Source organism: Peribacillus sp. R9-11 (assembly GCF_031345095.1).
GTDB lineage: Bacteria > Bacillota > Bacilli > Bacillales > DSM-1321 > Peribacillus > Peribacillus butanolivorans.
This window is the reverse complement of sequence record NZ_CP133763.1, coordinates 2,923,517-2,948,475: the sequence shown is the minus strand read 5'-3', so window position 1 is coordinate 2,948,475 and position 24,959 is coordinate 2,923,517. Positions and strand designations below refer to the sequence as shown.

The window sequence follows — 24,959 nt, the reverse complement described above, 5'->3', positions numbered from 1 at the left end:
TACCATTTCATCCTGTTAAATTGAATGGTACTTTAGGTCGGGGCAATGATCGCAAGAGTAGTAGTTTTATTTTTAAATATAAGGTAAAATATGGTATAATAATTACAGATTTTTCATTATATTAAAAATATAAGGAGTTGCAAACGATGATTTCATTTCCTAAGCCTGATGTTGAGCAGTTTTTGCGAACTTTTTCTATTGGTGATTTTGCACTTAGTCCAGATGAAAAGCAGCTGGTTTTTAGTACGAATTTGAGTGGCAAGTATAATTTATGGGGGATGAATCTGCCAAACACCTTCCCTTATCCGCTCACATTTGTGGATCAAAGCTGCCAAGGTCTTTTATATGATAAGCAAAGCAGGTTTATTATTGCTGGATTTGACCAAGACGGCAATGAAAATACTCAATTTTACGGGATTCCCTTGCAAGGTGGGGCGATGAAGGAAATTGTCTATCATGAAGATACTCGTAATTTTATGCCGATGTTATCGGAAGACAGCAATAAACTTTATTACACTTCATCGAAAGGAAATCCGTCCTATTTGAATGCCTATTGTTTAGATTTAGAATCGGGGCGTGAAACAAAGGTTCTAGAAGGAAAGGATGCAGCAACGTATTTATATGGCTTAAGCCCAGATGAAGAAACCTTACTATACTATAAACACTTTGCTAATACATATACTCTTCTATATGCGAAACGCGGCAATGAAAATATCCTGCTTACGCCTCCTACTGAGAAACAACACACAGTTAATGATGGTGTTTTTGTTTCAGATTCAATGGTATATTTACTGACTGATTATGATTCAGATTTTACCTATTTGGCTTCATACAACCTTGAAACAGACCAATTCAGTAAAGTTAAAGAATTGGAAAATGAGAGTTTTGATGGCTTAAAATATAGTAAAGAGCATCAATTATTATATGTAACTAGTCAAAAGGGTGTAGAGGATCATTTATATGAATACAATCTCCAAAGTACTGATTGGAAGAAGCTTTCGTCCCCTTGCAGTGTCATTGAAAAGCTTGAAGTCGCTAAATCAGGCACTCTGTACTTATTAGGAAGGAGTGCAACTAATCCTCATAATATTTATAAACGATTGGGAAATGAGTGGATATCATTAACTCAGTATTCTGTTCCTGGAGTAGATTCAAATGACTTAGTTGAACCGGATGTCATAACATACCCATCATTTGATGGTATGGAGATTGAAGCGTTATTTTTTAGGGCAAAAAAGGAAAATGATAATGGTGAAGTTATTTTCTGGCCTCACGGAGGTCCACAAGCGGCAGAACGGAAATTTTTTAGAGCTTCATTTCAGTTCTTTTTAAATCATGGGTACAGTATTTTCGCTCCAAACTTTCGTGGTTCTTCTGGTTATGGTTTGGAATTCATGAAAATGGTAGAAGGAGACTGGGGATATGGGCCACGCTTAGATAATGTCGCTGGTCTCGACTGGTTGATAAAACAAGGATATGCGCATAAAGGAAATATTTTATTAATGGGTGGAAGCTATGGTGGTTATATGGCTCTTCTTCTACACGGTCGTCATGCTGATTACTTTAAAGCGGTTGTTGATATTTTCGGTCCATCTAATCTATTTTCTTTTATCAATTCGGTTCCTGAAGATTGGAAGCCAGTTATGGATCAATGGGTAGGGAATCCGGAAAAAGATAAAGAAAAGCTTACTGAATATTCTCCAATCACTTATTTAGACTCTATGACAAAGCCAATGCTTGTTATTCAAGGCGCAAACGATCCTCGTGTGGTCAAAGAAGAATCAGACCAAATTGTGCAAGCATTAAAGGATAAAGGAAGAGATGTTGAGTATATGCTATTAGAAGATGAAGGGCATGGCTTTTCCAAGAAAGAAAATGAAATTGCCGTCTATCAAAAGATACTTTCATTCTTTAATCAATTCGTTCGTTCAAAAGAGAAAGCATAAACTAAAATTCCTGTTTGGGACACCTCCGAAGCTACAAAGGTTATGAAACTATTATAAATTACCAAATAATAATTGTATAACCTAAATTAGGATTTTGAAGGGCATAATTCTTCCACAGGACAAAAACACTAATTTAGCTAACACAAATTTTATTTAAGCTATTTCTAAATGAAGCGGAGTCCTTAGATGTAATAAGAAAATTAAGGAATTTAAAATGAAAAAGAGGTTGTTTCAAAATTCGGACAGCCTCTTTAAATTTTTTTATTAATTAATTTAAAGATGAAAATATGAAGCCGATTTAACTTTGCACAGTTTGTTAGTTACGAATTCAAGTGGAATGTATAATTGATAGAGATGAATGGAGAAAACAACTCCTTTATCAGATTTGTTCCATAAAAATATTTGCATATATATATTAGAGTTTTAGTGGGCTATTCCTTATTTGCCCTAAATACTCTATATCCCAAACTGTTTCCACAACTTAGGACAAGCCGATAATGTTCCTCTATGATTTGTTCCAAAGATTCATTTAAAGGAAGAATGAGGTTATCGACAGCTGATGAATTTTTTAATTCTTCTAAAACTGTATTCGACTTTAGAATTTTTAGATTTTTAAATCCCTCCTTTTTGAATGCTTTTAACCATTCCGATTGTGTCAAGACATTCGTTAAATTATAGAATTTCATTATTTCCTTTTTTTGATTAAGGTTAAGTTCAGTCTCTGCCGTCATATCTATAGAAATCAAAGTACCACCAGGTTTTAGGACTCTGTAATATTCACAAAGCGATTGTTGAATATTAGTGAATGCTGTTGTGGATTCAGCCATGATAAAATCAAAATAATTATTAGTAAAAGGTAAATCTTCTATGGAATTCATATAAACATTACTGGGTATGTTAGCTTGTTGAAATCGTTGGTTTGCATGTTTTACCATCTCAGGGTGATTATCCAATGCGTAAACTTGGCAAAGAAAGTGTTGAGCCAAGAATTGAGATGTTTGCCCTGTTCCGCATCCAGCATCAAGGATTATTGTGGATTGGTCTATTTTTTCATTCTTTAAGAGTTGTTTAGTTAGTTCAAATCCTCCAGGATGAGCCCCTTCAATTCCTAAGAATGCTAAGGCGTCTTGGTATGAATGATTCATTGCATTGTCTCCTTTAAAAAGTAATTCATTTATTTTATGCAGCTGAATCAATGCGTGATTGAATTCAACAAAAAGGTAAATTTGAAACAGACTTTTCATTTGTATTGGGTGTTTAATCTATGCAGGCTAGTCCCCGGATGCATACGATGTAGAACGATTAACAAGGGGAGTGTTAAAATGGGAAACCACAATTATTATCATAAGTGCAGGCAAGGTGTTGGAAGACCAGTAGAAATTCGTACAAATAGAGGGACGGTTCATCGTGGAATTATACATCGGGTTACTCCTAACCGTGTTTATATTCGCCCAATTGATGATGGTGGTAACATTGGAGGATTTGGTTATGGTTTTGGTTTTAATTCAGGATTTGGTCGGGGGGCTGCTAATGGATTTGCCTTTGGGGCTATTTCGTCCTTAATCTTTCTTGCATTTCTTTGGTAGTAAAATAAAATAGAACACTAAAAAACCTGAAAAATAGATTCAGGTTTTTTTATTTTGTTTCGCGGAATGTCATATTAGTGGAAATAATCTAGATGAAAAAAGGTACAAAAAAATAAAGGGGATTTTCTCTTCACTTGAAACCGGAATTTTTTCAATAAACCTGAAGACGAAGCGTTAAAGCAAGAGAGCCAGAGGGTGATAGTACTCTTATAAACAGTTCACATTCTTGATTTTTCAGGGCATCTATAGAAATTGAATGTTAATTTTAATACTTTTTTCACTTCAGGCTGCTTTATGGAGGAAGAATTGCAAACATGAAAACCTTTGATATATATATTTAGGCATGAAGTTATCGTGCCATAAATTGTATGTAAAGTGTATAATTGTAATGGAAATGATAGATTTGAATCCCAAATCTGTGTAGCAAGGAGAAGTGTAATGATTGCCTTATATAAAATGAGTGACTCATTGGAAAATCAAATTGGAAAGCTGTTTCGAGGAGTAGGATACAAAACTGCTCGTTTTTATTCTGTGAATGCTTTGTTAGAGCAGATTATGAACCCGATGGTCATTATAACGCCCGCAATCTATCAAAAAGAATTAGCAGCTCTTCAAGTTCCAATTCTACCGCTTTCCATTCGTCTGGATGATATTGAGAAAACGAAAGAAAAAGAAGGTCTAATGAATGATTCTAACAAAATATGTTGTGTTGTTGCATCAGAAGAAGAAATTAAATGGCTAAAAAAAGAATATGATGAGAATCCACGAATCCCATTACATTTTGTCAGTAAAGAAGAGTTTTTTTCAGCTGGTATTCAACCGGATAGGGTGTATGTAGCTCCCGTTTGGATGAAAGACTTACTCACTCATTCACATTCAGGAACCGTACATCTTATCAAACCCTCCCTATCTTCTTTGATTTCTAGTATACAAATGGCAATTTCCATAGACAAATTAACAGCAAGTATAGCCATGGAAAGGTATCAGGTAGAAGCTATTGTTAAATCTGCTCATGATGGAGTTGTGGCAGTAGACCATGAGGGAAGAATTACAGTAGCTAACGAACATGCAAAAAAATTATTAGGTCTACAAGATGGAGTAAAAGGACATAAGATTACGGAATTTATCCCTCATTCCGATTTGATGCGCATTCTTGCAACTGGAAAAATTGAAATGGGGGATATTGCAACAGTCAAGGGGAGGCAAATTGTCATTAACCGATTCCCAGTGATTGTCAAAGGTAAAATTGTTGGGGTAGTTTCAAGTTTTAAAGAAATCACTAATATTCAAAAAATGGAGCTTAAACTTAGAAAGATGTTACATCAAAGTGGACTTGAAGCAAAACATAGACTGAGTGATATTGTTGGTCAATCCAAGGAATTGATAAAGGCTAAGGAATTAGCCCAAAGATTTGCTCAAACTGAAGCAACTGTATTAATTACAGGTGAATCTGGAACCGGAAAAGAACTATTCGCACAAGGTATTCATTTGGCAAGTCCACGTGTTCTGGGTCCTTTTGTTGCTGTAAACTGTTCTGCATTACCAGAAAGCCTGTTGGAAAGTGAATTATTTGGATATGAAGAGGGTGCATTTACAGGGGCGAATAAGGGAGGAAAAGTAGGTCTATTTGAACTTGCTCACGGTGGTACTTTATTTTTAGATGAAATCGGTGAAATGCCTCTTCATATCCAAGCTCTATTATTGCGTGTTCTTCAGGAAAGAACAGTGCGAAGGGTCGGGGGAGAACGTGTTGTGCCAGTAGATGTTCGAATTATTGCTGCAACAAATCGAAAATTAGAGGAAGAAATTAGAGAAAAAAAGTTTCGAACTGACCTTTATTACCGAATTAACGTTTTGAATGTTGAGTTACCACCTTTGCGCGATCGATTAATCGATATTCCTGACCTATTGGAGGCAATTGTTAATCAATTCAACGAAAAACGCGAATCGAAAATCGTTAGTATTGACCAAGAGGTATATACATTATTTAAGGCATATGACTGGCCAGGAAATATAAGGGAGCTCAGAAATATAGTTGAACGAATGGTACTGCTTGAAGAGGGAACAACCTTAACAGTGCAAAGCGGCGAATTCCTTTTACAAAAGCTTAATAGGAACAAAAGTCAGAAAGATCTTTCTGATTTAAGCATTAAAGTGAAGGAACGAGAACTGATTGAGGAGGCATTAAAAAAATATTTCAATAACAAAACTAAGACTGCACAAGCACTTGGAGTAGACCGATCTACTTTATGGAGAAAACTAAAAGAATATAATCTGTAGTGTTTCAAAATTCAACACCTTGTTGTAATTTAAAACACTTATCGAAGGGTTAATAAAATAGAAAACCCTTTTGTCGCTTAATATATCTGAATTTTCAGTATTTTGATTTTATTGGCACGGTTTTTGCAAGTTATGAAATTGTAGCACATTATTATGAAACATAATGAGGTGAAGAAATTGCAAAAACACTTTTCCATCGCAATTATTCCTGGGGACGGAATTGGTCCAGAAGTAGTTAATGAAGGGTTGAAGGTTTTAAAAGTGCTTGAAGAAGTACATTCAGATGTAAGATTTGTTTACGATTTCTATGATTGGAATTGTGAGTATTATCTAAAACATGGAAGGATGATGCCAACGAATGGACTAAATTTATTAGAGGATTACGACACGATTTTATTTGGAGCTGTTGGAGCTCCTACTGTTCCAGATCATGTTTCGGTATGGGAACTTATTCTTCCAATCCGCAGGCATTTTCAGCAATATGTTAACTTGAGACCGGTCAAACTGCTTAAAGGGTTGGAAAGCCCATTGAGATATAAATCACATGATGATTTAGACTTTGTCGTAATTAGAGAAAATACGGAAGGGGAGTATTCGAATATAGGTGGTCGCCTTCACGAAGGCACACCTTATGAAACAGCGATACAAAACAATGTATTTACCCGATATGGAAGTGAAAGGATTCTCAAGTATGCCTATTCAGTGGCTGAAAGTAGACCAAAGAAAAGGCTGACGGTCGCAACAAAGTCCAATGCGATTAATCATACCATGCCATTTTGGGATGAAATCGTTAAAGAAATTGGAAATGAGTACCCTCAGATAGATGTTCAACTCTATCATATAGATGCACTTGCTGCTTATTTTATCTCAAAGCCTGAAAGTTTTGATGTCGTTGCGGGAAGCAATCTGTTTGGGGATATATTAACGGATTTGGGAGCCGCTATAGTTGGGGGACTGGGGTTGGCACCTTCTGGAAACATCAATCCTGAAAGGAAATATCCTTCGATGTTTGAACCAATACACGGCTCAGCACCAGATATAGCAGGAAAAGGGATTGCCAATCCAATTGCACAAATTTGGAGTATTAGCCTCATGATGGATCATCTTAGACTTCCTGAATTAGGAAAATTGGTGTTGAACGCCATAGAAGAAGTGTTATTCGATGGTACTGTCAGGACTCCTGATCTCGGAGGAACGGCTAATACCATGGAAATGGGAGATGCAATTGTTTCAAAAATACGGGAAATGAGTTTAAAAACCAATTTGGGGGAGAAAAAATGATTATAAAAGACTATCATTTATCTATTGGTGGACAGCAAGTACCTACAGAAGAAACGATTCCTGTATATAACAAATATACAGGTGAAGTATTAACTCATGTTGCTAAGGCAGAAAAGCAACATGTTTATAATGCTATAACAGAGGCACGAAAATGCTTTAAACAAGATCAATTAACTGCATTTCAAAGGTATCAAATTTTATTGAAAGCCTCCGAGTTGTTCCAAGAACGTAGAGAAGAATTTGAGATCACCTTGGTGAGAGAAGTAGGTAAGACCATTAAAGATGCCAAAGGTGAACTGGATCGCACAATTGAAACTTTGCGTTTGTCCGCGGAAGAAGCAAAAAGAATTACTGGTGAAATGATTCCGTTACAGGCTGTCGAAGGAGCGGATAATCGATTGGGGTTCACAATCCGTGTCCCTAAAGGAGTCATTGGAGCCATCACTCCCTTTAATTACCCATTATTGTTAGCGATACATAAAATCGCCCCAGCACTAGCATCAGGAAATACAGTGGTAGTAAAACCAGCACCAAACACACCTGTGACCACATTTCAATTAGTAGAACTGTTTGAAGAGGCTGGTCTGCCAAAAGGATATGTAAATGTGGTAAATGGTGGTGCCGAAGTTGGTGAATGGCTTTTACAGGATGAACGGATTGCCATGTATTCTTTCACTGGATCAGCAGGAGTTGGAAGATATATTAAAGAGAAAAGTGGAATGCGCCCAGTAACCTTGGAGCTAGGAAACAATTCTCCAAACATTATTCATTTTGATGCTGATTTGGACCAAGCGGCCAAGCTTACGGCTTCCCGTAGCTTTCACAATGCAGGGCAAGCATGTATATCTGTTCAGCGTTTATATGTGCATAATTCTGTATTGGATGATTTTACAGAAAAGTATCTTTCATATGTTCAACAACTGAAAGTTGGGAATCCGGAAGAACCGGACACGGATATAGGTCCAATGATTAATGAAAAAGAGGCGATTCGCGTAGAACAGTGGGTCAATGAGGCTATTTCAGAAGGTGCTGTTGCGCTTACGCCGATTCTTAGAGAAGGTTCACTGTTTTATCCAGCTGTATTAACTCAAACAACACCGAACATGAAAGTTGTTTGTCAGGAAGTGTTCGCACCGGTAGTGGCGATAATCCCTTACGAGGATATTTTGGAAGCATTAGAGTCGGCCAATCAATCGGATTATGGTCTTCAAGCAGGCATTTTTACACAAGATCTGGCTTTAGCCTTAAAGGCAGTCAAGGTGCTGGAATATGGTGGAGTAATCGTGAATGACGTATCAACCTACCGCAACGATATGATGCCATATGGTGGAGTTAAGAAAAGTGGAATTGGTAAGGAAGGACCAAGATATACGATTGAAGAAATGACAGATGAAAAAATGGTGGTGATTAACTTATGATTGAGAAATTATTACAGGGGAAAACAGCCATTGTAACGGGAGCAGGGTCAGGTATGGGGAAAGCCATTGCACAATTATTTGTTGAACAAAAAGCAAATGTAATCTTCGCAGACTTGAATATCGAGGCAGCAAAAGCAGCAAGCGATTCGTTTTCTAGCGAAAATGTCAAGGCCGTTCAGGTCGATGTTTCTAATAACGAAGATGTGGCTGCACTGTTCCAGGAAGTGGAGGACATTTTTGGAAGATTAGACATTGTAGTGAATTGTGCTGGTGTACCTCAGGTCTTCACAGAGGTAGAGGATTTAAGTATAGAACAATGGGATCGGATTATGGACGTTAATACGAAATCTATCTTTTTAACTACCAAGTATGCAGCTCCAATCATGAAAAAACAGCAAAGCGGTTCGATTATAAATATCGCTTCCATTGCAGGGGTACGAGCTCGTCCCGGTTTAAATGCATACTGTGCGTCAAAAGGAGCTGCCATTATGCTTACTAAGGCATTGGCATTGGAGTTCGCACCTTATAAAATTCGTGTGAATGCCATTAACCCAGGACCTGCTGATACACCGATGATCAATCAATTTTTGAATGGGGACGGGACACTGATGGAAGAAGATAAGAAAAAGATCTTTTTGGACAGCGTTCCATTAGGTTCCCTTATACAGGCAGAAGATATTGCGCAAGCTTCCCTTTATCTCGCTTCCGACTTAGCAAAAATAGTGACTGGTGAGATACTCAATGTAGATGGTGGACGTGGGATATAATTAGTGAGCTGGACGAAAATATAGATAACGAGACTCCCTTAATTAAGTGTATTTTTTCAGCCAAGCCATACGATATTGTGAAATGACTTTAAGCAATATCGTATGCATTCAAAAAATGTAAGTGTCCGCTAGTTGCATTTGATGTTGAGACTTTTGATTTTGCCATAATACTTTTAAAGAACGACTTCAATCTAGTATTTTTTAGTTCATCAGTATTTATAGCCTTTGAACCCGGTATAGCAGTCAAAGTTAGAGCGAATCTGTCTAACACACTATTGCAACCAAAATGTCAGCTTACTTTGAATTTACCTAGGACGATAGGACTTCACGAACCTCGATTACGAGACCGAAATCAGTAGAACTAGCAACAAGCTGGCTCACATGTTTCGTTAAATAAGACTTTCTTTTATGCTTCAACTTTATGTGATGTATCGAGGTACGAGATTACTATGGGCAGAGCCTACTAAATTATCCCCCTACAAAAAAGTAGGAGGAATCAAATAAAAATGGCTCAAGGATATCCTTGAAAGATTTAACTGGGCAACTGCAGTGATTCTATTAGTTAGAATAGTAGTAAAAAAACGAGCAAATCTCTAGTACTCCAATGTTAACAAAATTTCCTAAATAGGAGTTGTAATATGCAGGAATCTGAATTAGGAGCACGTACAATAAAAAAGGTATCCAGAAGGATTATTCCTTATATTTTTGTGTTGTATATCATTGCTTTTTTAGACAGAGTAAACATTGGCTATGCTGCTCTGGAGATGAATAAAGATCTCGGTTTAACAGCATCCACTTTGGGGTTAATTTCTGGTATTTTCTTTATTGGTTACTTTCTTTTTGAAGTACCCAGTAATATGCTAATGCATCGTATAGGAGCGAGAAAGTGGATTGGGCGAATAATGATAACCTGGGGTATTGTTGTAATATTAACAGCCTGGGTCCAAAATGCGAATCATTTGTATATCCTACGTTTTTTGCTAGGAGTTGCCGAAGCTGGATTTTTTCCAGGCGTTTTACTTTATATTACGTATTGGTTCCGAGGAAAAGAACGAGCTCGTGCAGTAGCCCTTTTCATGACAGCTTTGACAGTGTCCAATATTATTGGAGCACCTGTTACCACGTGGATAATAGATAATATTAATTGGGGTGGAATGGCTGGATGGCGCTGGATATTTGTACTGGAAGGAATTCCTGCTGTCATTTTAGGGATTACGACTATCTTTTATTTAACAGATCGTCCTGAACAGGCAAAGTGGCTTACAAAGGAAGAGAAAGGGTGGCTCATATCCGAAATTGAAAAAGAAAATCAAGGTAAGGAGATAGGCAAACACTCTAGTCTGAAAAATATTTTTGGGAGTTCTAGAATTTGGAGATTGTCGTTTATTTACCTTACATTAGTCACTGGTTTGTATGGAATAGGGTTTTGGATGCCAACTATTATCAAATCCTTTTCAAATATTTTAACAAATACTCAAGTCGGTTTGATTACAATGATACCTTATATTTTTGGAGGAATAGCGATGGTTTGGTGGGCACGCCGATCTGATCGCACTGGTGAAAGAAAAATGCATGCTGCCATTCCGCCGCTTGTTGGTGCTATTGGCCTTATGGGATGTGGATTAACTACGGATCCTATCCTATCTATAATCATGATGTCTGTTGCAACTGTTGGTATTTACAGTATTTTCGGACCTTTTTGGGCAATTCCTTCATTATTCCTTACTGAATTAGAAGCTGCTGTAGGAATAGCGCTCATTAGTTCCATTGGTAATTTAGGTGGGTTTATCGGCCCATATGTAATTGGATATGTACAGGATTCTACAGGTAGTGTAGAGATGGGATTATATTTTATTAGTATAGTCTTATTCATCTGCTTTTTACTCGTCTTTACAATTAAGAAAGGACTTGTTACTTCTGCTTCAGTTCAGCAGCAATCAAAAAACCTTAATATAAGGTAAAGAGAAACGTTAGTGCAGAACAAGAAATCGAATTGAAAATAGATATATACGGATTAATAATAGGGAGTCTGTAGAGGGAGTCTGTAGAGAGATTCCCTAATTTCATATAAGTAGGAGTAAGGTCATTGATATTAGAACTAAATAAGTAATTTATTTACCAAATCTTTTTTGACTACAAAATATGCAACTTCGAAAATATTAGGGTAAACGTCATTGATTTAATGAAAAATGAGAAACTAGTGAAAGTTGTAAAAGAAGAATTTGAGAAAGAATTAGAAGCCAAAGGTAATTACAGAACTCCTCTTCCAGAAGGAACAAACCCTCCACTACATTAGTAAGAAACCTGTCCATATAAAAAACAGAATGAAAAAAAGGGGGAAAGAAAATGTTTGTAAAGAAAAATCTTTTCATTTCGATAGTCATGTTGATTTGTGCTCTTGCCCTTGGTGGATGCAGTTCGAAGTCAGATAATTCAAACAATGATACTTCGTCAGCATCTAAGGGAGGTTCACTAAAAGTGGCTTATCCAGCACAGCCGACATCACTGGATCCACACCTGACGACAGCAAATGCAACACGCGACCCAGCAAGGCATATATTTGAGACATTAGTCACTTTAAATTCTAAATTTGAAGTAACTCCAATGCTTGCTGAATCCTATGAGGTTAGTAAAGATAGAAAAAAAGTTACATTTGTATTAAGAAAAGGCGTCAAATTTCATAATGGGAAAGAAATGAAAGCTGAGGATGTCATTGCTTCCATGAAAAAATGGCAAGAAGGGGCCGTTGCAAAGGCAAACCTAGGAAATTCTAAGTGGGAAGCTAAAGATGAATATACGGTTATCCTACATGTCGAAACACCATCTATCGTTCTATTACCAGTACTGGCAGAAGTGGGGCAATTCGCAGCCATCATGCCAAAAGAGGTGATAGAATCGGGTGGTACAAGTGGAATCACAGAATATATCGGAACAGGTCCATTTAAGTTTGTAGAGTGGAAACAAAATCAATACGTTCATTTAAAGAAATTTGATGATTATAAGGCTTCATCTCAACCTGCAGACGGTTTAGCTGGTAAAAAGGAAGCTCTTGTAGATGACATATATTTTCACTTCGTCACTGATAACTCGACTCGAGTAGCAGGGATGATTAGTGGAGAATATGACTTGAGCGTAATGATGCCATGGGATGCAGCACCACAATTTAAAAATGTACCAAGTCTCGAAACCATTCAAGCGCCTTTGGGAATTCACACTCTAATTTTTAATAAACAAAATGGATTCCTAAAAAATGTTAAAGCTCGCCAAGCGGTGAATTTAGCAATTGATAAAAAAGAGGTCTTAACAGCTGCTGTTACTGATGGTTATTTTAGACTGGACCCTGGATTTATGTTAAAAGAGCAAGGCTTATGGTACACGGATACAGGGAAAGAAATTTATGAAGCTAAAGATACTGAAAAGGCCAAACAATTGCTTAAGGAAGCTGGGTATAATGGGGAAGAATTAAGAATCCTGACAAGCCGTGACTATTCACAACATTATAATTCCGCCGTCGCAGTTCAGCAACAACTTAAGAAAATTGGTATGAACGTAAAGCTAGACGTGGTGGATTGGTCTACTCTATTAGATCGCCGAAATAAGCCTGATCAATGGGAAATGTTTTTTACTAGCTGGCCTGTTAGCGCAACCCCGCTCCAATATCCATTCTTGGATTCTAGAGCAAAGTTTGCAGGCTGGACGAATAACCCTGAAATAGACAAACTATTGGATCAAATTAAAGCTCAATCTTCCCAGGATAAAGCTAAAGAAACCTTTAATGAATTGCAAAAAGTGATTTGGGAAGATATGCCTGTTGTTAATATTGGTGCTTATGATTCCATATCCGTAAAAGCGGAAAAAGTCAAAGGATATCAAGAATTCCTTGGACCTGTTTTATGGAATACGACCGTTAAAGAATAAAATCAATTGCTCAGATACCCCTTCATACGTTTTACATTGTGAAGGGGTTAATTGTAGAAAGGAGATTTTTAATGAAAGCCTATATTCTACAGCGAGTCTTATCTCTCATTCCGGTTCTATTAACTGTAGCTATTGTAGTCTTTTTCATTATGCATTTAATACCAGGAGATCCAGCATCAGTAATGCTTGGGGCAGATGCAACTGAAGATGACATTGAAAGATTACGAGAAGAACTCGGTTTAAATCTACCTATGTATGAGCAATTTTTTAATTGGGTCTTTGGTATTCTTCAAGGCGACTTGGGAATGTCTATTTATATGAAGGAACCAGTATTACAGGTATTTATGGATCACTTAGGTCCGACTCTTTCATTAGCGATATTGGCACAGGGGATTTCTATACTTATAGCTATTCCTATGGGAATTATTGCTGCCAAAAAACGGGGAACAAGCACAGACCAAATGTTCATGGTGGGTTCTTTGTTGGGAATTTCCTTGCCAAGCTTTCTCCTTGCATTATTATTATCTTTATTTTTCGCAGTGAAACTCCAATGGTTTCCGGTAGCTGGATATAAACCACTTGATGATGGTCTATTGGCTCACCTTGAATATCTAATATTGCCTGCCTTGTCTCTTGGGGCCATACAAGCGGCTTTGATTGCGCGGATGACAAGGGCCTCAATGTTAGAGGTACTAAGCATGAACTACATTAAAACCGCAAAATCAAAAGGTGTAAAAGAAAAATTAATCATTTATAAACATGCATTGAGAAATGCTTTTATCCCTATTCTGACTGTCGTTGGACAAACCTTTGGGACATTGGTAGCGGGAGCAGTAATTACAGAAACGGTTTTTAATATTCCGGGACTCGGTCAACTTATCATGAACTCAATAGTGCAGCGAGATTACGAGGTTCTCCAAGGAACAGTTCTGCTGGTATCCGCCGCTTATGTATTCATTAATTTAATAGTAGATTTACTGTACGGTGTGGTTGATCCAAGGGTACGGTTAAGCCGGAAATAGAGAAATGAATAGAAGGGGAAATGATTTATGGAAGCAAAAACAATAATACAAAAAACAGACCCATTGTATTCAAAAAATCATATGAAGAAAGAACGTCAATCTATCCTTCTGCGCAGGTATTTTTCAAATCGGCTTGTAGTTACTGGAAGTGTGATTATCTTAGTTCTCAGTTTAATCTCTATTTTTGCACCTTTGATCACAGTATATACACCTTATGACATGATAGTAACAGCTCGTCTGAGCCCACCAAGTGCTGAACATTTTTTTGGAACAGATAACTTTGGCAGGGATATATTTAGCCGGGTAGTTTATGGCACTCGGGTATCCATGACCGTTGGACTTACGGTAGCTGTGATAACACTGGTAATTGGAGCAGTAATTGGTTTGTACTCAGCTTATTATAGGACCTTGGATCATATCCTGATGAGGATATGTGATGGCTTAATGGCATTTCCAGCAATTCTATTGGCCATTGCGCTCATGGCAGCATTAGGGCCGAATATAGTTAATGTCATTCTTTCGTTATCTATTGTAAATACACCTACTGTCGCACGTGTCGTTCGTTCGGCCGCCATTGTAGTCAAAGAACAAACCTTTATAGAAGCTTTGAGATCACAAGGTGCCAGTTCATGGCGAATTATCTGGCTTCATATTGCTCCAAACACTATGTCTCCTCTGATTGTTCAAATCACCTACGTATTTGGGGTTTCTGTCATAATTGAAGCATCGCTCAGCTTTTTGGGAGCTGGTATTCCTGCGCCAGCACCAAGTCTAGGAAACATTTTATTTGATGGTAAAATCGTAATTTATAATGCCTGGTGGATGACAGTTTTCCCAGGTGCATTCATTATTCTATCCGTATTGGGTTTGAATTTATTCGGTGATGGACTTCGAGACTTGCTCGATCCGCATACCAATAAAGTAAAGAAATAATTTGATTACACGGTATTAATGAGGAGGACGTTTATGGGTAAAGAATGTTTATTAGAGGTTAAAAACCTGAAAACGACGTTCATGACAGAAAAGGGACCTGTTACCGCGGTTAATGGGGTTTCATTCGAGATATATTCAGGAGAGACCCTTGGGATTGTTGGAGAGTCGGGATGCGGAAAAAGTGTAACCTCTGAATCAATTTTACGATTGTTAAATGAAAACACGACTAAATATGAAGGAGAGCTGATCTATAAGGGCAGTAACTTGCTATCCTTGAGCGAAGATCAAATGAGACACATTCGTGGGAACGAAATATCTATGATATTTCAAGATCCGATGACTTCTCTTAATCCTGTATATACAATTGGCTATCAAATTGCAGAATCTTTCATCATTCATCAAAAGCTAGGAAAAGAAGAAGCTTATACCCAAGCTATAGAAATGCTTAAATTAACAGGGATTCCTTCTCCAGAAAAAAGGGTGAATGAGTATCCTCATGAGCTATCAGGAGGAATGAGACAGAGGGTAATGATAGCGATGGCATTGGCGTGTAACCCTAATCTACTAATCGCAGATGAGCCCACGACCGCATTAGACGTTACTATTCAAGCCCAAATATTGGACTTGATTCAAGGTTTGAAGAAGGAACTAAACATGGGAGTCATGTTGATAACACACGACTTAGGAGTAGTTGCTGAGGTCTGTACACGTGTGGTGGTTATGTATTTAGGTCAAATAATCGAAGAAGCTGAAGTAGGATCTTTATTTTCGGAACCCTTACATCCCTACACCAAAGGATTGTTAAAATCCGTTCCACGTTTGGATGGGGATCGTTCTAAACATATGCATGTGATTGAAGGGATGGTCCCGTCTCTTAATAATATTCCCCAAGGGTGTCGCTTTGCTCCAAGGTGTTCGTATTCTACAAGCCAGTGTGAAGAAAAACCACCAGAATTAAAAGAGATTGAAGACGGACATAAAGTGCGCTGTTGGCATTATGAAACTGTATTACAAGAGGGGAGGCGAAAAGGTATTGCAGACGCTGTCAGATGAAAGAGCTCCGATTTTACAGGTTAAGAATTTGAGTAAGTATTTTCCAATTTATTCTCCTCTTGGCCGAGTGAAAGGGCATGTTAAAGCGGTAAATAATGTAGAGTTTACCTTAAATGAACGAGAAACGCTTGGGCTTGTAGGTGAATCGGGTTGTGGGAAAAGCACAACAGGAAGAACCATCATGCGTTTAACGGAACCTACAGAGGGTCAAGCCATATATAAGGAAAGCGACCTATTTAAGTTAAAGGGGAAGGAAATTGAGCAAATTAGGCAAGAAATACAAATGGTGTTTCAAGATCCTCATTCTTCTTTAGACCCTAAGCAAACGATAGGACATGCAATTGAAGAGCCTATGAAGATACATAAAATAGGGTCAAAGAAAGAACGTATGGAAAGAACCTTGGACTTACTTCATAAAGTCGGACTTAGAGAAGACCAATATTACCGTTATCCCCATGAATTTTCAGGTGGGCAAAGACAGAGAATTGGAATTGCTAGAGCTTTAGCAGTAAACCCTAAAATTGTAATTTGTGATGAACCAGTGTCCGCTCTCGATGTATCCATTCAATCTCAGGTCATAAACTTGTTGCAGGAATTGCAAGATAACTTAAATCTTTCTTACCTCTTTATTGCCCATGATTTAAGTGTAGTCCGACATATAGCTGATAACATTGGAGTTATGTATTTGGGACATATGGTAGAACGCGCTTCAACAGATGAACTATTTTCTCATCCCTTGCATCCGTATACTCAAGCATTATTATCCGCGGTTCCAATTCCCGATCCTAAATTAAAAAAGGAACGGATTATTTTAAAAGGGGATGTACCGTCTCCACTTAATCCGCCATCGGGATGCATTTTTCATACGAGATGTCCTCATGTAATGGATCGTTGCAAGGTTCTATCGCCTGCACTTACAAAAAAGGGGGCCAATCACTTTGTAGCTTGTCATTTATATGAATAATATATTTACATTATTCTGGTTCACTACTATTCTCCCAAACTAACTTTTCTTTTTTAAAAAGAAGAATCTAAACCGATAACGAGGTGAATTGATGTTTGCAGATTTAGTGTTAGTTAATGGTCAAGTAATTACATCAAACAAGGAATACGACGTAAATGAAGCTGTTGCTGTTACTGATAACCTAATTGTTGCGGTGGGAACGAATGAAGAAGTGAAACGATTAATTGGTCCTCAAACGGAGGTAGTGGATTTAGCAGGTAGAAGTTTAGTGCCAGGCTTTATTGACTCTCACCTTCATATTACTTTATTTGGTACAAATAAATTAGGAGTAAGCTGTAAGGAGCCCACAATCGAATCTCTACATGACGTTTTAAAAGAAATTGAAAAAAAAGTGAATGAAACACCAATTGGAAACTGGGTGCGTGTATGGGGATTCAATGAAACCAAATTATTAGAAAATAGATATCCTTCTAGAAAAGAATTGGATCTTATTTCTAGCAATCACCCGATCATTCTTAGGCGCGCCTGTGGTCACATTTCCGTGGTAAATAGCAAGGGGTTAGAGATAGCAGGGATTGATGGACATACCCCAGATCCCGAAGGTGGAATAGTGGTCCGCGATGAAGTAGGAGTTCCTACAGGAGTTTTAATAGAAAACGCACAAATGCCTTATTACGAATTGGCTGATTATACACATGAAGAGCTTCTACAAGGTTTGATGATGGCTTCTAATGATTTTATCGCTTCTGGCATTACCAGTATTCACGATGCAGGTGTCTCTAGCCCGGAAAACTTTAGGGTGATGCAAGAGGCAGTTCGTAACGGACAGGTTCAGGTTAGGACTTATGCAATTGTCTCAACAATCAATAAGTCAGAAGAATTTGTTGACAAGATGATAAAAGCAGGAATTTCAACAGGTCTGGGAGATGAGAAATTTAAAATTGGTCCAGCTAAGGTTTTTACTGATGGGAGTAGTAGCGGGCCAACTGCTGCAATGAGGGAACCTTACACTGATAATTCGGAACATTCTGGTATCCTGTACTTTAGCCAGGAGGAACTTAACCGTATTCTCGGGGAGGCTCATGAAAAAGGGTTTCAGATCACAGCTCATGCTCAAGGAGACCGGGCTATTGAAATGATGCTTAATTGTATTGAAGAGGCATTGAAAAAACATCCTAGAAAGAATCACCGCCATCGGATTGAACATGCAGGAATTACAATGCCTGATTTAGTTGAACGGATGAGGCAATTAGAGGTTATTCCTATTCCGAATCCTGCTTTCTTCCTTGAATACGGTGATGGCTACATTAAAAGCTACGGAGACCGAGTCAATCATATGTATCCAGTTCGTGATTTCATTGATAAGGGGATAATAGCTGCCGGAGGTTCCGACAGTCCGGTCACCTCGTTTAATCCGCTTATAGGAATTCATGGAGCTGTAAATAGGAAAAGTTCAACAGGGCAGGATGTAGGAGGTAACCAGCGAATAGGCGTATTAGAGGCAATCAAGCTGTTTACATGGAATGGAGCATATGCGAGTTTTGAAGAGAATATAAAAGGTAGCATAGAAATAGGAAAGTTAGCAGATTTGGTTGTATTAAACGGTGCAATTCTCGATGTACCTACTGATCAAATTAAAGATATGCAAGTGAATTATACAATAATAGGCGGTAAAGTGGTATTCCAAAAAGAAAGCAATGATATATTATCCAAATCCTAATTAAATCAAGATATCAATTTAAATAGAGATAGATGAAGTATATGTTCCTTAAATAGGAAGGATGAAAGGAATTGAGAATAGGTATAGGTCATATTATGCATGAAACTAATACGTTTTCCGCTGTAAAAACAACTGAAGATTCATTCAAGAAGATTCTTTGGGCAAGAAACGAGGAGGTGTTACGATCTCACGATGGTGTAAAGGATTATATTGGTGGAATGATTGATAAAGGAAGGGAATTAGGAGTTGACCTTATTCCAAGTTTTTCTGCATTTGCCAATCCAGCTGGTACGATAACTAGAGAATGTTTTGAAACATTAAAAAAGGAGCTGTTAACAAATATACAAGGTAAAGGAAAACTAGATGCTATTTGCCTCGCTTTACATGGTGCTGGGGTTGTGGATGGAATTGATGATTTAGAAGGTGAATTACTAAAAGAGTTAAGAAAGATACTAGGCTATGAAATTCCCATAGTCGTCACTTTGGATTTACATGGAAATCTTTCTGAAACAATGGTAAATGAGGCAAATTTGCTATTAGGTGTTAAGTATTATCCGCATATTGATTGTTATGAAACAGGTTTAAAGGCTATGGATTTAACAGTGAAAATACTTCAGGGAGAAATCAACCCTGTAATGGTAATGAAAAAATTGCCAATTTTAATACCAATAGCCGCTGGTACGACGGATATGTCTCCTGCAAAAGATATTACTCAATTATGTCTGGACATGGAAGAACAAACAGAAGTGATTGATTGTACCTTTTTTCATGGATTCCCATATACAGACATTCCAGATGTATCGGCAACTGTCATAACGATAACAGATGGAAATGATGAAATAGCGCAAACTGTCTGCAAGGAAGTGGCCAAGGATATATGGGCTATGAGAGCAAAGTTTTTACGGGAACTTCCTGATCCTAAAAATGGGATGCTCCAAGCGTTATCTATTGGAGAATGTCCAATTATCATTAATGAATCTTCTGATAACCCCGGGGCTGGCGCTCCAGGGGACGGTACTTATTTATTGAGGGAAATGTTAGAGTTTAATATTCCCAAATCATGCTTTGGGTTTATTTATGATCCAGAAGTAGCAAACCTAGCTCACCAGGTAGGGGTTGGTGGAAAAATAGATGTGTCCATTGGTGGGAAAACTGATTCCCTACATGGAGAACCAATTGCTCTAACTTCTGCTTATATAAAAGCACTGACCGATGGTAGATTTACCACTTCATCACCTATGATGAAAGGATTTGAATTTAATCTAGGAAAGTCAGTTCGGTTACAGGTTGGGAATGTAGATATTATAGTTTGTTCAGTAAATTGGCAGACGTTAGACGAACAAATCTTTTTGTTACATGGAATTGATGTTACTGAATTTAGGATTGTCGCATTAAAATCAGCACAGCATTTCCGTGCTGGTTTTAAGCACCTTGCTAAAAAGATTATCTCTGTAGATTCACCAGGATTAAGTACGAGTAAAGTAGCTAGCTTTAATTATCAAAGAATTATTAGACCGATCTATCCGTTAGATTGCAATTAATTATGAGTCTCGTGTACCCAACATTAAATAAAAAAGGGAAGGCAATCGAAGGACTCTTTAACAGTGTCTTTTTTGGATATAACGATGATACCAACGTTTCTCTATTGAAGGTGAACCACCACTAATTTTAAAAAAACTTCTAATAGAAAGGGAGTATTTACGAATGAGTGTACATCAAATGCAGGCTAGGAGAATAAGAGATAAAGAGGATGTAATCCGACTTACCCAGTCCCTTGTCAAAATCGAAAGTGTTTATCGCCCCGGAGTTGAAGGGGGAAACGAAGAAAAAGTTGCGAACTATGTAGCAAACTATCTAAGGGATATAGGGATTGAGGTATTTATTGAAGAAGTAGAGCCAGGCCGTCCTAATGTTATAGGCATTGTTGATTCCGGCAGACCCGGAAAAACGTTACTTTTCGAAGGTCATACAGATGTAGTAACGGAAGGAGAACGTGAAGCGTGGAAGTACGATCCATTTGGAGCGGAAATTGTAAATGGAAGAATGTATGGCAGAGGGACAAATGATACAAAAGGAAATCTGTCTTGTATGATTACTGCTGTTCATTCCTTATTAAGAGATAAGGAATACTGGTCAGGGAAAATTATTTTATGCATTCCTTGTGATGAAGAGGGAATGATGATTGGTATTAAACATTTTATCAAACAGGGATGGGCAAAAGATGTGGCAGGAGCTATCATTTGTGAACCTGAAGAAAATGAAGTCTGCATTACACAAAAGGGGGCTATGCGGATTGCCATTAATGTTTACGGAAAAATGGCTCATGGAGCTATGCCTTTAAGCGGGATCAATCCGAATACACGTATGGCTAAAATAATCTGTGAAATTGATAAGTTAGAAACTCTTGAGAAAGAACGTCTTGGAAAGCACGATCTGTTGGGCTGGCCCTCCATAACACCGACAATCTTAATGGGACCTGTTCACGGGGAAGCACAAATTAATGTTGTTCCAGATCAATGCATGACCACATTGGATATTCGAACTATACCTGGCCAAGAGCATAAGGTTATAAAATCTCAATTGCAAAACATAATAGATAAACTTGCTAAAGATGATCCTGATTTTAAAGCAGAAATGGAAGTGATTGAGGAACGTCCATGGACCATTACCGACCGTGATAACCCAGTAGTCACGGCTGTTGCAAAAGCTGCTCAAATCGTTACGGGAAAAGAAGCGGTGTATAACGGAGTCCCAGGAGCAACAGATGGGACATTCCTGCATATGGCTGGTATTCCAATTGTCACGATTGGAGCGGGGGAAAGGGAAGTACCACACCAAATAAATGAATATGTAGATGTTGAAGAACTTGCGGAGACAACAGAAATCTATCGGACTGCCGCCCTTATTTTTTTAAATGGAGAATCATTTTAGTGAAAGGATATTAAATTACTGTACTCCCTTGAAATTGGATAAGTCTTATAGCAGATTTATGCGATTAATAGAGCAAATTCGTAAAAAGCCTTTACTCTTCAAGAGTAAAGGCTTTTTACACTGGGTAAATATTTAAAGTATTAGTTTAGTAACAGGAGCTAAACACTTATTATCGGTGTCGATAACGCAAAATTCAAACATGGTCCAGAGCTCAAGACTTTAGAGGAATAGAGTTTGGCTTACCCTGCTAAAAAGAAAGTGTGAAGTGAAAATATGGATGAATACAAGGAAGCCAAAAACGAACTTTTCCAATGTGGCACCACTTTCTCGAATCTCTTCCGTACCCCTTTTCCAGCTAAATGGATTCACTACTTGAGAGGTTATTTAGCTTCTTTAATATCTCTGTAGTTAGTGGTAAAATATCACAGCGTGAAAAAAGCGTGCCTGATAACATTTGTGAAACAACCATTTTCTTAACTTGATGGCGATTGGGACTTACCCTCGGGAGCGTGCAGGACTTTGGTATATTAATTAATTTAAAATAGTTACTGATACGATTCTACCGTTATAATATATTTATATTTCATTTTAGAGGTGAAACAACATAATGAAAATTGGTGTTATAGGCTCAAAGTATTTTTTGGAATCCTTATCTGTCCATTATCCCTTATTTCCTGAAGTACAATTTATTTCCTTTCAGTACGAAATGCCGGAAGAAAGTAGTCTGTTAATAGAAGAAGCTGGTAAACAAACTGATTTAGTATTGTTTTCAGGTTCAATCCCTTTTTATTATGGGTACAAGCAAGTTAAAAGAAATTTCATTGAAGCTATATATGTCCCTTTTGATGAATTGACTGTAGCGCTCTCGTTATTTTCGATTTCTCATCGGGAACAAGTGACTTTGAATGAAATTTCTATCGATTTACCGGATCAAAGCCGGTTAATGAAGGTGCTGGAAGAATCAGAAATCGTAGAAAAGTCCCTTTATGTTAAGGATTACCCTTGGATATATAAGAGGGATGAAGAAACCCAGGCACTAAATATAGCTGAATTTGTCCACTTTCACAGCAAACAATATAGGGAAGGAAAAACCCTTTTTGCACTAACGAGTATTCATGCAGTTTATCAGGAGCTTCAAAGGCTATCCATTCCTTCTAGATATATGGTCCAGCCCAAACATACCTTAATTGAAAGCCTAACAAGAGCTATATCCTTGTTGAAACTAAAGAAAACGGAAGAATCTCAGATTGCTGTTATTTCTATTCAAGATTATCAACAAAATCTTAATGGGAGTGATTCATTTTTAAATTTTTTACAGAAGTTGAGTAAAAGGCTACAAGCTCGTGTTTCTCTTGAATACTTAAATCCATATTTGATTTATACAACACGTGGAGCATTGCAGGCGTTCGAAAACGATTTTTATAATGATATTATCGGACAAATGGAAAGAGAATTTCAAACTTTATTCCAAATAGGTATTGGGTATGGGTATACAATTCAGGAGGCGGAAAAACATTCAGCCCAGGCGTTATTTTTTACTAATAAATTTCTAAAGAGTAAAACGATTGCATGCTTGGTGGATGAAGATCAAAAATTACAAGGACCTTTATTTGAAGAAAATCACCTTGTGGAATTGAAAAACGAGGATGAAACTATTCAAAAACTAGCTAGTGAACTTAAAATGAGTGCAAAAAATATAAAGTTAATTCATCAGTTTATTTCCATAAACAATTTTCGAGCTTTTTCTGCAGCAGAGCTAGAAGAATACATGAATTGCACCCGACGATCGGCAGAAAGATTCATTAAAAGGCTCATTGAAGGAGGCTGTCTTTTAAAAGGAGGTGAGGAACATCCTTACGATCAAGGAAGACCTCGAAATTTATATTTAGCTACAGAAAAATTCAAGAACCTAACTGGAATTTAAAAATTCAGACTTTACAGAAAAAGGGGATTAGTATATATTATTTTTATTAACGACATATAGCGACAGTATGAAAGGGGAGCTTAGTTTTGATTATCGAACGTTGTGAAATTTATGCCACTCATTTGCCTTTAAAAGAACCATTTGTTATTTCCTATGAAACATATAAGTATATGCCTTCTGTTATCGTAAAATTGATAGCCGATAACGGGCTAGTAGGATATGGTGAAGCAGTACCTGATGAACATGTAACAGGGGAAACGTTTTATGCAACATTCGAAGTATTAAAGCATGTCCTATTGCCTGCTTTGAAACAAGAAAATCCTTTTAATTTGGAAAAAATTCACGACATTATGAATTCGGCCATTATGGGAAATCCCTCAGCAAAAGCGGCAATTGATATTGCCTGCTATGACCTTATGGGAAAATACACAAAATTGCCGATTTATGATTTATTAGGTGGGAAATTTCATGAATCCCTAACTTTTGCAAAGGTTTTAAGTATTGACGAACCAGAGATTATGGCTGAAAAAGCTCAGGAAGCTGTCGACCAAGGATATACTTCGTTAAAACTTAAGGTGGGTTGGGATATTGAGTCAGATGTAGAGCGTATAGCAGCGGTTCGAGAAAAAGTTGGGGAGAAGTTTCCAATTCGGGTAGATGCCAATCAGGGATGGGGAACTTATGCCAATGCCCTTCCAGCAGTAAAAGCTTTGGAACCATTTCACCTTTCATGGTTAGAACAGCCGATTAGAATGGGAGATATTGACGGTCTTGCAGAACTCAAAGAAAAAACAACCATTCCCATTATGGCTGATGAAAGCATCCATCACGGGTACCATCTACAGGAACTAATTAAAAAGAAGGCCGTAGATAAAATCAATATAAAACTAATGAAGTGCGGTGGAATTTATCAGGCAATCCAATTGGCAAAGACAGCTGAGATTGCAGGTATCAGCTGCCAAATTGGGTCCATGGTAGAATCCTCAATTGGATCGTCTGCAGGATACCATACGGCCATTTCACGAAAAAATATTACCAGTACAGAACTGACAGGTCCACTGCTATTCAGTCAGGACATTGGAAATCTTGATTATGAAATTCCCTATGTACATCTTACAAGAGAACCGGGGCTTGGAATTAATATCAACGAGGAAGTTCTTGGGCAATTAACCATAAAAAAAGAGCAAGTTTAATATTTTTATTGAAACCGGATGGA

The 24,959-nt window shown here is 37.6% G+C and carries 18 protein-coding genes; 17 read left to right on the top strand and 1 reads right to left on the bottom strand.

Annotation, left to right across the window (positions count from 1 at the left end; translation table 11 throughout):
* Window positions 1-146 precede the first annotated feature (146 nt).
* Window positions 147-1,946: a S9 family peptidase gene (locus tag RE409_RS14360; protein WP_201224425.1), complete on the top strand. Its 1,800-nt coding sequence runs from the start codon at window positions 147-149 to the stop codon at window positions 1,944-1,946.
* 431 nt (window positions 1,947-2,377) lie between these two features.
* On the opposite strand, the gene RE409_RS14355 is transcribed toward RE409_RS14360, so the two are convergent.
* On the bottom strand, window positions 2,378-3,091 hold the full coding sequence (locus tag RE409_RS14355) for a class I SAM-dependent methyltransferase (RefSeq protein ID WP_201224427.1): 714 nt from the start codon (window positions 3,089-3,091) through the stop codon (window positions 2,378-2,380).
* Between the two features lie 177 nt (window positions 3,092-3,268).
* Here RE409_RS14355 and RE409_RS14350 point away from each other — a divergent pair, with 177 nt between their 5' ends.
* The 16 genes from RE409_RS14350 (at window position 3,269) to RE409_RS14275 (ending at window position 24,936) form a co-directional block, all read left to right on the top strand.
* Window positions 3,269-3,532: a hypothetical protein gene (locus RE409_RS14350; protein ID WP_201184814.1), complete on the top strand. Its 264-nt coding sequence runs from the start codon at window positions 3,269-3,271 to the stop codon at window positions 3,530-3,532.
* Between the two features lie 438 nt (window positions 3,533-3,970).
* Window positions 3,971-5,812, top strand: a complete 1,842-nt coding sequence (locus tag RE409_RS14345) for a sigma-54 interaction domain-containing protein (protein WP_201224429.1) — start codon at window positions 3,971-3,973, stop codon at window positions 5,810-5,812.
* A gap of 153 nt (window positions 5,813-5,965) precedes the next feature.
* Complete coding sequence (locus tag RE409_RS14340; RefSeq protein ID WP_201224431.1) at window positions 5,966-7,093, top strand: tartrate dehydrogenase; 1,128 nt, start codon at window positions 5,966-5,968, stop codon at window positions 7,091-7,093.
* Entirely contained in the window at window positions 7,090-8,511 is a 1,422-nt protein-coding gene (locus tag RE409_RS14335) for an aldehyde dehydrogenase family protein (protein WP_201224433.1), read from the top strand. The genes RE409_RS14340 and RE409_RS14335 overlap by 4 nt, the downstream gene beginning before the upstream one ends.
* A complete protein-coding gene (locus RE409_RS14330; RefSeq protein ID WP_201224435.1) occupies window positions 8,508-9,278 on the top strand; it encodes an SDR family NAD(P)-dependent oxidoreductase in 771 nt (256 codons plus the stop codon). The genes RE409_RS14335 and RE409_RS14330 overlap by 4 nt, the downstream gene beginning before the upstream one ends.
* A 638-nt stretch (window positions 9,279-9,916) precedes the next feature.
* Window positions 9,917-11,239 (top strand): MFS transporter, encoded by a 1,323-nt coding sequence (locus RE409_RS14325; protein ID WP_201224436.1) that lies wholly within the window; start codon window positions 9,917-9,919, stop codon window positions 11,237-11,239.
* Between the two features lie 385 nt (window positions 11,240-11,624).
* A complete protein-coding gene (locus RE409_RS14320) occupies window positions 11,625-13,196 on the top strand; it encodes an ABC transporter substrate-binding protein (RefSeq protein WP_201224437.1) in 1,572 nt (523 codons plus the stop codon).
* 71 nt (window positions 13,197-13,267) lie between these two features.
* Entirely contained in the window at window positions 13,268-14,218 is a 951-nt protein-coding gene (locus RE409_RS14315; protein WP_309557708.1) for an ABC transporter permease, read from the top strand.
* Between the two features lie 27 nt (window positions 14,219-14,245).
* Window positions 14,246-15,151 carry an ABC transporter permease gene (locus RE409_RS14310; protein ID WP_201224438.1) on the top strand — a complete coding sequence of 302 codons (906 nt, stop codon included), beginning with the start codon at window positions 14,246-14,248 and terminating at the stop codon, window positions 15,149-15,151.
* 33 nt (window positions 15,152-15,184) lie between these two features.
* The gene (locus tag RE409_RS14305; RefSeq protein WP_201224439.1) at window positions 15,185-16,204 is read left to right on the top strand and encodes an ABC transporter ATP-binding protein; all 1,020 of its coding nucleotides are present in this window, start codon (window positions 15,185-15,187) and stop codon (window positions 16,202-16,204) included.
* Window positions 16,149-17,168 (top strand): ABC transporter ATP-binding protein, encoded by a 1,020-nt coding sequence (locus RE409_RS14300; RefSeq protein WP_397444112.1) that lies wholly within the window; start codon window positions 16,149-16,151, stop codon window positions 17,166-17,168. Before RE409_RS14305 ends, RE409_RS14300 begins: the two co-directional genes overlap by 56 nt.
* Window positions 17,169-17,259: 91 nt before the next feature.
* On the top strand, window positions 17,260-18,888 hold the full coding sequence (locus RE409_RS14295; protein ID WP_201253553.1) for an amidohydrolase: 1,629 nt from the start codon (window positions 17,260-17,262) through the stop codon (window positions 18,886-18,888).
* 71 nt (window positions 18,889-18,959) lie between these two features.
* A complete protein-coding gene (locus RE409_RS14290) occupies window positions 18,960-20,429 on the top strand; it encodes a M81 family metallopeptidase (RefSeq protein WP_201224443.1) in 1,470 nt (489 codons plus the stop codon).
* A gap of 163 nt (window positions 20,430-20,592) precedes the next feature.
* Entirely contained in the window at window positions 20,593-21,819 is a 1,227-nt protein-coding gene (locus tag RE409_RS14285) for a M20 family metallopeptidase (RefSeq protein WP_201224445.1), read from the top strand.
* 607 nt (window positions 21,820-22,426) lie between these two features.
* Window positions 22,427-23,743: a MarR family transcriptional regulator gene (locus RE409_RS14280; protein ID WP_201253552.1), complete on the top strand. Its 1,317-nt coding sequence runs from the start codon at window positions 22,427-22,429 to the stop codon at window positions 23,741-23,743.
* Window positions 23,744-23,829: 86 nt separating this feature from the next.
* Window positions 23,830-24,936, top strand: a complete 1,107-nt coding sequence (locus RE409_RS14275) for a mandelate racemase/muconate lactonizing enzyme family protein (RefSeq protein WP_057214457.1) — start codon at window positions 23,830-23,832, stop codon at window positions 24,934-24,936.
* The last annotated feature ends 23 nt before the right edge of the window (window positions 24,937-24,959 follow it).